This is a genomic window from Streptomyces sp. MBT65 (assembly GCF_016612545.1).
Classification (GTDB): Bacteria; Actinomycetota; Actinomycetes; order Streptomycetales; family Streptomycetaceae; genus Streptomyces.
This window is the reverse complement of sequence record NZ_JAENRY010000255.1, coordinates 1-11,040: the sequence shown is the minus strand read 5'-3', so window position 1 is coordinate 11,040 and position 11,040 is coordinate 1. Positions and strand designations below refer to the sequence as shown.

The 11,040-nt window shown below is 70.1% G+C and carries 8 protein-coding genes; 2 read left to right on the top strand and 6 right to left on the bottom strand.

The features are described from left to right. Window positions 1-2,104 (top strand): 1,4-alpha-glucan branching enzyme (gene glgB / locus JHN63_RS38850; RefSeq protein ID WP_234478348.1); only part of this gene is annotated, 2,104 nt, incomplete at its 5' end. 108 nt (window positions 2,105-2,212) lie between these two features. On the opposite strand, the gene JHN63_RS38845 is transcribed toward glgB, so the two are convergent. The 6 genes from JHN63_RS38845 to JHN63_RS38820 all read right to left on the bottom strand — a co-directional run bounded on the left by JHN63_RS38845 (window position 2,213) and on the right by JHN63_RS38820 (window position 9,319). After that, window positions 2,213-4,447 carry a UvrD-helicase domain-containing protein gene (locus JHN63_RS38845; RefSeq protein ID WP_200689817.1) on the bottom strand — a complete coding sequence of 745 codons (2,235 nt, stop codon included), beginning with the start codon at window positions 4,445-4,447 and terminating at the stop codon, window positions 2,213-2,215. Between the two features lie 157 nt (window positions 4,448-4,604). Further along, window positions 4,605-4,919, bottom strand: coding sequence for a thioredoxin domain-containing protein (locus tag JHN63_RS38840; RefSeq protein WP_200689813.1), 315 nt, complete (start codon window positions 4,917-4,919; stop codon window positions 4,605-4,607). A 14-nt stretch (window positions 4,920-4,933) separates the two neighbouring features. After that, window positions 4,934-5,320, bottom strand: coding sequence for a MerR family transcriptional regulator (locus JHN63_RS38835; protein WP_200689812.1), 387 nt, complete (start codon window positions 5,318-5,320; stop codon window positions 4,934-4,936). Window positions 5,321-5,385: 65 nt separating this feature from the next. Beyond that, window positions 5,386-6,867 (bottom strand): ATP-binding protein, encoded by a 1,482-nt coding sequence (locus tag JHN63_RS38830; protein WP_200689811.1) that lies wholly within the window; start codon window positions 6,865-6,867, stop codon window positions 5,386-5,388. A gap of 39 nt (window positions 6,868-6,906) precedes the next feature. Continuing rightward, a complete protein-coding gene (locus JHN63_RS38825) occupies window positions 6,907-7,671 on the bottom strand; it encodes a DUF2127 domain-containing protein (protein WP_200689815.1) in 765 nt (254 codons plus the stop codon). Window positions 7,672-7,891: 220 nt separating this feature from the next. Beyond that, the gene (locus JHN63_RS38820; protein WP_374222984.1) at window positions 7,892-9,319 is read right to left on the bottom strand and encodes a cation:dicarboxylate symporter family transporter; all 1,428 of its coding nucleotides are present in this window, start codon (window positions 9,317-9,319) and stop codon (window positions 7,892-7,894) included. Between the two features lie 232 nt (window positions 9,320-9,551). On the opposite strand from JHN63_RS38820, the gene JHN63_RS38815 reads away from it, so the two are divergent. Further along, window positions 9,552-11,040: sensor histidine kinase (locus JHN63_RS38815; RefSeq protein ID WP_200689810.1), on the top strand; the 1,489-nt coding region annotated here is incomplete at its 3' end.

The following is an 11,040-nucleotide window of genomic DNA, read 5'->3' as shown; positions in this document are numbered from 1 at the left end:
CCCGGTACCGGGCGGCGTCGCCTTCAGGGTGTTTCGGCCGTTCGCGCTCGGAGTGACCGTGGTGGCCGGGCAGTTGAGGGCCGAGTTGCATGACGACGGGGACGGTTTCTTCTCCGGGCTGGTCCCCCTCCAGGGTGTGCCGGAGTATCGGCTCGCCGTGGCCTACGACGGTGCCGTGCAGGAGGTCGAGGACGCGTACCGGTTCCTGCCCGCGCTCGGGGATCTGGATCTGCATCTGCTCGGTGAGGGCCGGCACGAGGAGTTGTGGCAGGCGCTCGGGGCGCGGCCGATGACGCATCAGGGCGTCGCCGGCACCCGCTTCACGGTGTGGGCGCCGAACGCCCAGGGCGTACGTCTCGCCGGTACCTTCAACTTCTGGGACGGTACGGGCGCCCCGCTGCGCTCACTCGGCTCCACCGGTGTCTGGGAACTGTTCATGCCGGGCATCGGCGAGGGCGAGCTGTACAAGTTCGAGATCACCCGCCCCGACGGTTCCAAGACGCTGCGCGCCGACCCCATGGCCCGCCACACCGAGGTCCCGCCCGCCACCTCCTCGATCGTCCACGCCTCGCACTACGAGTGGCACGACGAGGAGTGGCTCGCGGCGCGCACCGAACTCCCCGCCCACAAAGCCCCGTTCTCCGTCTACGAGCTCCATCTCGCCTCCTGGCGGCCCGGCCTGACGTACCGCCAGCTCGCCGAGCAACTCCCCGCCTACATCAAGGACCTGGGCTTCACCCACGTCGAGCTGATGCCGGTCGCCGAGCACCCCTTCGGCGGTTCCTGGGGTTATCAGGTCACCGGCTTCTACGCCCCGACCTCCCGCCTCGGCACCCCCGACGACTTCAAGTTCCTCGTCGACGCCCTGCACCAGGCCGGCATCGGCGTCCTCATGGACTGGGTACCGGCCCACTTCCCGCGCGACGACTGGGCGTTGGCCGAGTTCGACGGCCGCCCCCTGTACGAGCACGAGGACCCGCTCCGTGCCGCGCACCCCGACTGGGGCACCCTGGAGTTCGACTTCGGCCGCCGTGAGGTGCGCAACTTCCTTGTGGCGAACGCCGTCTACTGGTGCGAGGAGTTCCACATCGACGGCCTGCGCGTGGACGCGGTCGCCTCGATGCTCTACCTCGACTACTCACGCGAGCCGGGCCAGTGGACCCCGAACGAGCACGGCGGCCGCGAGAACCTCGACGCGGTCGCCTTCCTCCAGGAGATGAACGCGACGGTGTACCGCAGGGTGCCCGGTGTCGTGACCATCGCCGAGGAGTCCACCGCCTGGGACGGCGTCACCCGTGCCACCCACCACATCGGCCCCGGCGGATTCGGCGGCCTGGGCTTCGGGTTGAAGTGGAACATGGGCTGGATGCACGACTCTCTCGACTACATGGCGCACGACCCCATCCACCGCCGCCACCACCACGGCGAGATGACCTTCTCCATGGTGTACGCCTACAGCGAGAACTACGTCCTGCCCATCTCCCACGACGAAGTCGTCCACGGCAAGCGCTCGTTGGTGTCGAAGATGCCCGGCGACTGGTGGCAGCAGCGCGCCAACCTCCGCGCCTACCTCGCCTTCATGTGGGCCCACCCCGGCAAGCAACTCCTCTTCATGGGCCAGGAGTTCGCCCAGGGCGCGGAGTGGTCCGAGACCCACGGCCCCGACTGGTGGCTCCTCGACCCGGCCTACGGCGCGGAGGCGGACCACCGCGGCGTACGCGACCTCGTCCGCGACCTCAACACCGTCTACCGCCACACCCCCGCCCTCTGGCAACTCGACACCGACCCGACCGGCTTCCAGTGGGTGACGGGCGACGCGGCCGACGACAACGTCTTCGCCTTCCTCCGCTACGACACCGACGGCTCCCCCCTCCTGGCCGTCAGCAACTTCTCCCCGGTGGTCCGCCACGACTACCGGCTCGGCACCCCGGACGACATCCCCGCCTGGCACGAGTCCCTCAACACCGACACCGCCCGCTACGGCGGCGGCGACATCACCAACCCCGACCCCATCAAGCCCGAACCCCAACCGTGGCACGGCCGCCCGACCAGCATCCGACTCACCTTGCCACCGCTGGCAACGGTCTGGCTGCGACCTGCATAGCAACCTGGCGTTCTCGGCGCAGGCGGGCATTTTCAGCCCGTCCGGCGTTTGAGGACGAGGCCCCTTCAGGGCCGAAGGGGGGTCTGGGGGCGCAGCCCCCAGGGACGGTCACCCAGACACCGCCCCCGCCAAGCTCAGCGGCAGCGATCCCGTGTGCAGCACGCCCAGCCGCTGGGTCGCCCGGGTCAACGCCACGTACAGATCACTCGTGCCGTACCGCCCCGGCTCGACGACGAGGACGGAGTCGAACTCCAGCCCCTTGGCCTGGCGCGGATCCAGCAGGACGACACTCCGCGTCAGGTCCGGCTCCGCGCCCGCCGTCACCCCGTCCAGCCGCGCCGCCAGCCGCCGATGCAGATCCCGCGGCGCGATCACCGCCAACCGTCCCTCCGCGGGCGTGAGTTCATCCACGGCCTTGGCAACGGCCCCCGGCAGATCGTCGGTTGCCCGCACCCAGGGCCGTACACCGGTGGACCGAACCGAACTCGGCGGTTCGAAGGACGGGTTCTCCGCGCGGACGACCGCCGCCGCGAGGTCCATGATCTCGGCGGGCGTGCGGTAGTTGACGCCGAGGCGGGTGTGGTCGAAGCGGTCCTCGACGTACGGGGCGAGGATCTCCGACCAGGACCCGACACCCGCCGCTTCGGCGGTCTGCGCCGGATCGCCGACCAGGGTCATCGACCGCGTGGGACTGCGCCGCATGAGCAACCGCCAGGCCATCGGGGAGAGTTCCTGCGCCTCGTCGACGATGATGTGCCCGAACGCCCACGTACGGTCGGCCGCCGCGCGCTCGGCGGCGCTGCGGTGGTCCTCCTCCTCGTGCCGCTCCGCGAAGCGCTCCGCGTCGATGATGTCGTGCGCGGACAGCACCTCGGAGCCCTCGGGGTCGCCCTCCTCCTTGTCCTCGAACTCGAAGGTCCGGGAGGCGAAGGACACGTCCAACACGCCCTGGGCGAACGACACCTGCTCCGCACGTTCGCGCTCGGCCCGCGCCCGCACCACCCGGTCGTCGCGCCCCAGGAGTTCCGCGGCCTCGTCGAGCAGCGGTACGTCCGCCACGGTCCACGCCCGGGTCACCGGGCGGCGGATGGCGTCCGCGTCGTCGTCGGAGACATGGCCCACGGGGTCGGCGAGGAAGTCCGCGACGAGGTACTGCGGGGTCAGCCGCGGCCACAACTGGTCGATGGCGGCCCAGACCTCGGGGTTCTCGGCGAGTTCGTCGCGGATCTGGGTGATGTCGCTGGGGTCCAGCAGATTGCTGCCGTCGAACGGATCCGTGCCGATGCGTTCGGCGACCATCTCCGTGAGCGTGTTGAGGATGTGGCCCTCGAAGTGCTCGCGGGCCGCGTTGTGCGGGAGCCCCGCCTCGCGGGTGCGGTCGCGGGCCATCCGGACCAGGCCGTCGTCGAGCATGAGGATCTCGCGGTCGTGCTCGATCGCGATGACCGGGTCGGGCAGGGACTGCCATTCGCGTACGACGGCGGCGAGGACGTCGGCCATGTCGGCGCGCCCCTTCACGGCCGCCGCCGCGCGCGTGTCGGTGGCCGTGGCCCTCACACCGGGGAACAGCTCGCCGACGGTCGCCAGCAGGACGCCGGTCTCGCCGAGGGAGGGCAGCACCTCGCCGATGTAGCCGAGGAACGCGGGGTTCGGGCCGACGATCAGGACGGCGCGCTTGGCGAGCAACTCCCGGTGCTCGTAGAGGAGATACGCGGCCCGGTGCAGCGCGACGGCGGTCTTGCCGGTGCCGGGGCCGCCCTCGACGACGAGCACTCCGCGATGGGGGGCCCGGATGATCTCGTCCTGTTCGGCCTGGATGGTCTGCACGATGTCGCTCATCCGGCCGGTGCGCGCGGAGTTGAGCGCGGCGAGCAGCACGGCGTCACCGGTGGGGTCCTCGTGGCCGGTGCGGGTGGCGTCGCCGAGGTCGAGGATCTCGTCGTGCAGGGCGGTGACGCGGCGGCCGTCGGTGGTGAGGTGCCGGCGGCGGCGCAGGCCCATCGGGGTGTGGCCGGTGGCGAGGTAGAAGGGGCGGGCGACCTCGGCGCGCCAGTCGATCAGGATCGGGGTGAGGTCGACGTCGCCGTCCCGGATGCCGATCCGGCCGATGTGGTGCCGGACGCCGGAGGTCAGGTCGATGCGGCCGAAGCAGAGCGAGCCGTCCACGGCGTTCAGCGCGGCGAGCAGCCCCGAGCGCTCGGCGACCAGGATGTCCCGCTCCAGCCGGGCCTGCATGGGCGTGTTGCCCTGCCCGAGCGCGTCCGTGACGGAGTCCTCGGTGGCGCCGCGCAGCGCGTCCACGCGTGCGTACAGACCGTCGATGAATTCCTGCTCACCGTGAATTTCATCGCTGTTTGACAATTCCACTCCCGGACCTATATACTGTGCTCACTGAGCCTCTTTGCGACTCAATTCCCGTGAAGTCGCGAACCATTGAATATACGCAAAGAAATCCCCCGAGCGCAATTGCTCGGGGGATTTCTTTGCGTATCGGGCGGGATCACAGCACGTCGGAGAGCTCCTCCAGCAGCCGGCGCTTGGGCCGCGCCCCCACCATGGCCTTCACCGGCTCACCGCCCCGGAACACGATGAACGTGGGCATCGAGAGCACCTTGTAGGCGTTCGTGGTCTCCGGGTTCCGGTCCACGTTCAACTGCACCACTTTCAGCCGATCCGCCTCCTCCGCGGCGAGGGCCCGCAGCACCGGTCCCATCTGCCGGCACGGCGGACACCAGTCGGCGGTGAATTCCACCAGCACCGGCACCTCGGCCCCGATTACCTCGGCCGCGAAATTCCCGTCCGTCACGTCGATCACGTCTGTCGCCCCGATCACAGCTCCCGCCCTCCCAGTTCGCACAACGGTTCCGGCTCCTCGACGGTCGCAAGCCGCACCCCGATCTCCGCCCGCACCGCCTGCAACTCCCCGATCAGGGAGTCCAGTTCGGCCAGCTTGCGCCGGTAGACCGCGAGCGACGCCGGGCACGAGTCGCCCTCCGGGTGCCCGGCCCGCAGACACTCCACGAAGGGCCGCGTCTCCTCCAGGTCGAACCCGAAGTCCTGCAAGGTCCTGATCTGCCGCAGCAGCTTCAGATCGCCCTCGTCGTACGTCCGGTACCCGTTCCCCCCGCGCCGCGCGGGCAGCAGCCCCCGCGACTCGTAGTACCGCAACGCCCGCGTGGTGGTCCCGGCCCGCGCGGCCAGCTCGCCGATTCGCATGACCACGACGGTAGTCCTTGACGTCGGCGTGAAGGCAAGGACAGCCGCCGCCCCCGCCGCGCGGGTCACTCCGGGTCGTCGTCCCCCGCACCCCGCACCCCGAGCAGCCGACGGGTCAACCGGTCCTGGTCGGCGAGGAGTTCGTCGAGAGCCGCGCGGAGGTCGGCCGGTTCGGTGACCGCCGACTCGCGTTCGGCCGCGATCAGCACGGACCGGCGTACCAGCTCCTTGGTGAAGGACGCGGTCGTGCCGTCCGTACGGGTCACCACCTCGGCGGTGGTCTCCTCGTCGAGGTCCAGGCCCGTGCCGTAGAGAGTGAGGAGTCTGGCCCGGCCCGGGGCGTCCGGGAGGGGGATCTCGACGGCGAGGTCGACGCGGCCGGGGCGCTGGACCAGGGCCGGTTCGAGGAGGTCGGCGCGGTTGGTGGTGAGGAGGAAGGCCACGTCGGCGTCGTCGCCGAGGCCGTCCATCTCGTTGAGGATCTGGAAGAGGAGGGGCTGTTCGCCGCTGCCGTGGTCGCGGGCCTCGGCGATCAGGTCGCAGTCCTCCAGGACGACCAGCGCGGGCTGGAGCATCCGGGCCAGGGCGCAGGCGGGGCCGATCGCGTCGATGCCCGTGCCGGACAGGACGACGACCGTGAACTGCGGGAGATGGGAGAGGAGATAGCGGATCGTGTGGGTCTTGCCGGTGCCGGGCGGGCCGTAGAGGAGGAGGCCGCGGCGCAGGTGCTGGCCGGCGGCGCGGAGTTGTTCGCGGCGGCGGGCCACGCCGACGACCTGGCGTTCGACGCGCTCCAGGAGGCCCTCGGGCAGGACGATGTCCTCGCGGGTCAGGGCGGGGCGGCGGTGGAAGCGGAACGGGCCGAGGCCGTGGCCGAACTCGGAGCCCTCGAAGGAGAGCACCTGGCCGCGGAAGATGTTGTGCTCGCGCACCAGCCCGTCGATCTGGGCGAGCAGCCGGTCCGCGAACTCCTTGTCCCGCGCGAGGACTTCGATCTCCACCTTGTCGCGCCCATACTCGTCGGCCGGTCCGCGCAGCAGCACCGCGAACCGGTCCTCGCCCTCCGCGCCGAGGTAGAACCCGCAGGAGACACAGGGGAGTTCGGCGTCCGGCGAGATCGGCAGCTGGGCGTAGTCGACCGCGCCGATCGTGAACCGGTCGTGCCGGTCGGCGGCCTCGAGGATGTCGCCGAGGGTGAGATCGCTCCGGTTCTGCGCGCCGCGCATCCCGATCAGTTCGTACGAACGCCCTTCCCCGGCGAACCAGTTCTCCAGCGCGAGATGCACGTTCGGGAGGTCGTACGGCGGATACGCGGCCTTGACGACGGGCCGGTCGGCGGGGGCCGTACCGAGGTGGGCGCGGAGGCGTTCGGTGAGGTTGCGGGCGGGGTCGTGATCCTTCGGCCTGGGGCGGGCGACCGCGGCGAGGAACTGGTGGAAGAGTTCGCTGATCTCCTGGATCGACAGCGGCGAGGCCTCCCGCTGGGCGCCGTACCGGCGCTCGTACTCCGCCGCGCCGAGGATCTCCAATCCGTCCGATTCGCCCATGCCCGGCTCCGTTTTGTGCCGATGTGTCGGACCAGGGTGTCAGACCATGACCCCCGCGGAGGTCTCCACCTCCAGCAGGGAGGCGCTCTCCCGTTCCTCGTCGAAGGCCTTGCGGCCGCCGCGCAGCCCGAACAGCCGCTTGGCCAGGGCGATATAGAGGACGGCGAGGATGTTGAGGACGAGGGTGGCGATCTTCAACCAGCTGATGTGTTCGGTGAGTTCGTAGATCTCCAGCGGCAGGAACGCGGCGGTGGCGACCACCGTCAGATACTCCGCCCAGCGCTTGGCGTACCAGAGCCCGCCGGCCTCGACGAGTTCGATCAGCGCGTACGCGAGCAGCAGTACGGCGACCAGGACGAGCGTGGAGTGCTTGTAGCCGAAGGTCTTCTGGATGGAGCCGACGATCGGCGAGTGGTCGAGGTCGTAGTGGAAGTGCTTGAAGACGGGGCGGAAGACGTTGAGGTAGTCGTCGAAGAGCTTGCGCACCGAGTCCTGGCTGTTGCTGAACTTCCACACCGCGGCGGCGACCAGCACGATGAACACCCCGCGCACGGCCCGCTCGATGGCCAGGAAGCGCAGGATGAACAGATCCCGCAGCACCTTCCCGCGCGGCACCAGCGGGGCCTGTTCGGCGGGCCCCGAGCCGTGCGGTTCGCCGAGCGCGAAGTCGCCGCAGCGCAGACAGCGCCAGGCCGTCCCCAGCCCGGTCTCGGCGCGCAGCCGGTCCCGCAGTGCCGTCTCGTCCGGCGCGTACGTCACATGTCCGTGCCGTGCGCAGTGCCGCCGGTCCCAGTCGATCTTCATGCCCATGGCCCCCGTGACTCCCACCGAACGTGAACGTGCCGTGCCGTGCCGGAGGTTTCCGGCACGGCACGGCACGCTAGTGCATCCCCAGGAACGGCGGGGAGGTGGACCGGGCGGCTGAGCGACGGGGGGACACCCAGCCGCCCGGCGTGGTCGGGGCGTCCGGACCGTGTTCAGGCGGGTCCGGGCGCCCCGGTCTGAGGGCGAGCGCCAACGAGGCTCAGGCCTTGGCGAGTTCCTTCTCGCCGCCCTGCTCGGGCACTCCGTCGAGGTGCGCGTCGTCGCCGTCCTCGTCGAGCAACGTCTTCTCGTCGAAGGGCAGTTCACCCGCGAGGACCCGGTTGACCCGCTCCTTGTCGACCTCGCCGGTCCAGGTGCCGATGAGCAGCGTGGCGACGGCGTTGCCGGCGAAGTTGGTGACCGCGCGGGCCTCGCTCATGAAGCGGTCGATGCCGATGATCAGGCCGACACCGTCGACCAGGGCCGGCTTGTGCGACTGAAGACCACTGGCGAGTACGGCGATACCGGAGCCGGAGACACCGGCCGCGCCCTTGGAGGCGACCATCATGAAGAGCAGCAGGCCGATCTGCTGGCCGATGCTCATCGGCTGGTCCATCGCGTCGGCGATGAACAGCGAGGCCATGGTCAGGTAGATCATCGTGCCGTCGAGGTTGAAGGAGTAGCCGGTCGGCACGGTGATGCCGACGACCGGACGGCTGACCCCGAGGTGCTCCATCTTCGCGATGAGCCGCGGCAGCGCGGACTCGGACGAGGAGGTGGAGACGATCAGCAGGAACTCACGGCCGAGGTACTTCAGCAGCTGGAACAGGTTGACCTTGGCGACCAGCTTGGTCAGCGTGCCGAGCACGACCACGATGAACAGGAAACAGGTCACGTAGAAGCCGGCCATGATCGTGCCCAGCGCTTTGAGCGCGTCCATGCCGGTCTCGCCGATCACCGCGGCCATCGCGCCGAAGGCACCGACGGGCGCGGCCCACATGATCATGCCGAGGATGCGGAAGACCAGCTTCTGGATGTACTCGACACCGCGCAGCACCGGCTCGCCGGTCCGGCCCATGGCCTGCAGCGCGAAGCCCGCGAGCAGCGCGATCAGCAGCGTCTGGAGGACCTGGCCCTCGGTGAACGCCGACACGAAGGTGGTCGGGATGATCCCGAGCAGGAAGTCGACCGGGCCCTCGGCGGCGGCCTGGGCCTGCGTGTGTCCGACGCCCTTGACCGCCTCGGTCAGGTGCATGCCGCTGCCCGGGTGGATGATGTTGCCGACGACCAGGCCGATGGCCAGCGCCACGAACGACATCCCGATGAAGTAGGCGAGCGCGAGCCCGCCGACCTTGCCGACCTGCGCCGCCTTCCGTACGGAGCCGACGCCGAGCACGATCGTGCAGAAGATGATCGGCGAGATCATCATCTTGATCAGCGCGACGAAGCCCGTACCGATCGGCTTCAGTTCCTTGGCGAAGTCCGGCGCGATGAACCCGACGGCGATGCCGAGGGCGACCGCCACGATCACCGCGATGTAGAGGTAGTGGGTGCGGTCCCGCTTCACGGGCGGTGCTGCGGGTGCGGCAGGTGCGGGTGCGGGGGTGCTGGCCACGGCTGCCCTCCTTGACGACGTCGTCGGCATCATCCGGCGTGCGGCTCACGACCGGTGGAACCCGGGCTGCGAGTGCGGCTCACGTCCGGGGACTGCATGCGTTGCATGAACTTCACGGGTGTTACGGCGGTCCGCACTGATCGATGTGCGGCCCCGTCCGGGAGGCGGCTGCTTCCGGGGTTGCGGTGACTATCTCCCGGCTTGTGAGGGCGGTCACCCTTACGTTCATTTAGTTCGCACTTATTCGGAGAGGCACACTGACGACATGCGCTTCCCGCACGTCCCCCGCCCCCGCAGCCTCGCCGGCCAGCTCTTCGGCATGCAGGCGGTGCTGATAGCGGTCGTCGTCGCCGGGTACGCGCTGTTCACCTACGTCAGCGACCGCAGCCAGGCCGAGGACGCGGCCGGCCGGCAGGCCATCGCGGTGGCGCGGTCGGTCGCGGACTCGCCGTCGGTGGTGTCGGCGATCGGTACGTCCGACCCCACCGCGCGTCTGGAGACGTACTCCGTGCGCGTCCAGCGGGACACCGGGGTCGACTTCGTCACGATCATGAATCCGCAGGGCATCCGCTGGACCCACCCCGACCGGAAACAGATCGGGAAGAAGTTCCTCGGCCACATCGCACCCGCCCAGCAGGGCCGCACCTTCACCGAGACGTACACCGGTACGCTCGGCGCGTCCGTCCGCGCGGTCACGCCCGTCTACGACACCGGTCACACCCGGGTCATCGGCCTGGTGAGCGCCGGCATCCGGGTCGAGGCGATCACTCAGCGGGTGCAGGACCAGGTGACGGCGCTGATCGGGGTCGCGGCGGGCGCGCTGGCACTGGGTGCCGTGGGGACGTACGTCGTGAACGCCCGCCTGCGCCGTCACACCCACGGCATGAACGCGACCGAGCTGAGCCATATGCACGACTACCACCAGGCCGCGCTGCACGCGGTGCGGGAAGGGCTGCTGATGCTCGACGGTCAGTACCGGGTGGCGCTGATGAACGACGGCGGGCGCGAGCTGCTCGGCGTGACCGGGGACCCGGTGGGCCGCTCGGTGGCGGACCTGGGCCTGCCCGCGCCGCTGACGGGGGCGCTGCTGTCGTCGGAGGAACGGGTGGACGAGGTGTATCTGACGGCGGCACGGGTGCTGGTGGTGAACACGTCCCCGGTGTCGGGCGGCGAGCGCCGAGGCACGGTCGTGACCTTGCGCGATGTCACCGAACTCCAGTCCCTGATGGGTGAGTTGGACTCGGAGCGCGGCTTCACGCAGGCGCTGCGCTCCCAGGCGCACGAGGCGGCGAACCGCCTGCACACGGTCGTCTCGCTGATCGAGCTGGGCCGCGCGGAGGAGGCGGTGGACTTCGCCACGGCCGAACTGGAACTGGCCCAGACCCTGACCGACCAGGTCGTCTCGGCGGTCAACGAGCCTGTGCTGGCCGCCCTGTTGCTGGGCAAGACGGCCCAATCGAACGAGCGGGGCGTCGAGTTGGTCGTATCGGAGGACAGCGGCCTGGACGACGGCCTGCTCCCGGACTCGCTCCCCGCGCGGGACCTGGTCACGATCCTCGGCAACCTGATCGACAACGCGGTGGACGCGGCACAGGGCAGCCTGCGGGCCCGGGTCACGGTGACGGCGCGGACGGAGGCGGACACGACGGGCCCCGCCTCGGCACTGGTCCTGCGGGTCGCGGACACGGGGTCGGGGGTGGATCCGGCACACGCGGAGGCGGTCTTCCAGCGGGGCTTCTCGACGAAGCCGGCGG

What these genes read in the sequence shown, in the direction of transcription:
- JHN63_RS38835 (WP_200689812.1), bottom strand. Translation starts at nt 5,320, where the DNA reads ATGCGAATCGGCGAGCTGGCCGCGCGGGCCGGGACCACCACGCGGGCG.
- JHN63_RS38825 (WP_200689815.1), bottom strand. Translation starts at nt 7,671, where the DNA reads ATGAAGATCGACTGGGACCGGCGGCACTGCGCACGGCACGGACATGTG.
- JHN63_RS38830 (WP_200689811.1), bottom strand. Translation starts at nt 6,867, where the DNA reads ATGGGCGAATCGGACGGATTGGAGATCCTCGGCGCGGCGGAGTACGAG.
- JHN63_RS38820 (WP_374222984.1), bottom strand. Translation starts at nt 9,319, where the DNA reads ATGATGCCGACGACGTCGTCAAGGAGGGCAGCCGTGGCCAGCACCCCC.